The organism is Saezia sanguinis (assembly GCF_003991585.1).
Classification (GTDB): Bacteria; Pseudomonadota; Gammaproteobacteria; order Burkholderiales; family Burkholderiaceae_C; genus Saezia; species Saezia sanguinis.
Genome location: NZ_PQSP01000106.1, coordinates 1 through 263, shown reverse-complemented (window position 1 = coordinate 263; position 263 = coordinate 1). Strand labels below are relative to the sequence as shown.

At 66.9% G+C, this 263-nt stretch carries 1 protein-coding gene; it reads right to left on the bottom strand.

Annotated elements, in window-relative coordinates:
• Positions 1-263 (bottom strand): M48 family metalloprotease (locus tag CUZ56_RS15145; protein WP_148113774.1); only part of this gene is annotated, 263 nt, incomplete at both ends.

Here is a 263-nt window from a genome sequence, read left to right as displayed (position 1 = left end):
CTCCTGCGACCGGATCAGCGAACTACCCAGGATCGGCAGGAACGGGACGAGGAACATCCCCAGCTGCCGCCAATAGGACGCGTGCCCGGCCGCGATATGACCGACCTCGTGACCGATGATGAACGCGAGCGCGTCCGGTTCGCGGGCGGCGCCGCTGATCTCGAACAGGTCGCTGTAGACCACCACGTACCGGCGGAATCCGTGGCCCGAGGCGATCGCGTTGATCTGCCCGTTCCCGAGTACGACGTAGGCGTCCGGTGCGG